This window comes from Erythrobacter sp. RANMB8, assembly GCF_056848235.1.
In genome coordinates, this window is sequence record NZ_JBREHG010000029.1 from 1 (window position 1) to 1417 (window position 1417).

Annotated in this window: 1 protein-coding gene; it reads right to left on the reverse strand. The window is 68.2% G+C overall.

Translation table 11 applies throughout. The features are described 5' to 3' along the window. Positions 1-1417: TolC family outer membrane protein (locus ACU0AG_RS16070; RefSeq protein WP_482783270.1), on the reverse strand; the 1417-nt coding region annotated here is incomplete at both ends.

Below are 1417 nucleotides of genomic sequence, written 5' to 3' on the forward strand. Positions count from 1 at the left end.
CCGATTGTTGCGTCGGGTGCGGGAATGTCAACGGTTCTGGTGGATTTGGCTTGCGGCTCCGGATCGCGGTCCCAGTCCCAGAACCTGGTGCTGACCCGGTCGGCGTTGACCTGCGGATCGTAGAGCACCGAGCCGGTGTCGAGGTTGAGATCGCGCGCTTCGGCCCGGCCCATCAGTGCCAGCAGGGTGAAGCCTGCGACATAGGCGTTGCGCCGCGCCGTCACCAGCTGGGCGCGGGCGTTGAGCAGTTCCTGCTCGGCATTGAGCACGTCGAGCACCTGCCGGTTGCCGATCGAGTTTTCGGCGCGCACGCCTTCAAGGCTCAGCTCGGCGGCCTCGACCGCGGCCTGCGCGCTTTTGATCACGGCATTGGCCGCCTGCCAGTTGGAGAAGGTCGAGCGGGTTTCGGCGATCACCTGCCGTTCGGCGGCGATCACATCTTCGAGCGCGGCGGATTCGCGTGCGCCGGCCTGCCGCTGGCGCGCTGCGGGCAGCCCGCCCTGAAACAGCGGGATGGTGACCCGCACCCCGGCATTGGCGGTCTTCTCGCTCTGGGCGAAGTTGGCCGCGACCGGACCTCCCAGCGTGCCGAAGAAATCGCTGTAATCGCCGTTCACGAACAGGCCGACCGTGGGCAGACGCCCCGCGCCGGCGACCTTGGTATCGAACCCCGCCGCCTCGGCGCGCAGCTTGGCGGCATTGAGGTTGGGGTTGTGTTCGAGCGCGGCGACAATCGCCTCGCCCACACCATCGGGCAGGCCCGGCAGCGGCGGCGGTGCCTCAAGCTCGCCGGGCGCACGGCCGACAAGGCGGATATAGGTCTCGCGCGCGGCGATCAGCCCGGCTTCGGCCTGCTGCAAATCGCCCTCGGCCACGGCCAGACGCGCGCGCGACTGGGCGACATCGGTGATGGTGACATCGCCGATCTGGAAGCGGTCGCTGGTCGCCTCAAGGTTGGTGCGCAGCACGGCGACATTATTGGCCGCGAGCGTTGCCAGCGCCTCGGTGCGCAGCACGTCCATATAGGCGGCAACGACCTGGCTGAAGACCGCGCTTTCGGTGTTGCGCAGATCGGCCTGCCCCGCCTCGACCCGTTCCTTGGCGGCATTGATCCCGTTGCGGATCGCGCCGCCCGAATAGACCGGCACGAGCAGCTGGGCGTTGACGCCGAGGTTGCGTTCGGGCGCGGTGAAGGCGTTGGCCGATTGCTGGATGAACTCGACATGGGTGGCGGTGATGTTGGCCGAGGGCAGACCCTGCGCGCGGCTGATGATCACGCCTTCATCCACCGCCCGCTGGTTCGCCCGCGCCGCCTCAAGCGTCGGATTGCTGGTATACGCCCCCGCCAAAGCCTCCCGCAGCGTATCCGCCTGCGCAGGAGAAGCCGCAAGCGCAAGCAGACTGGCGGTTGTCGCCA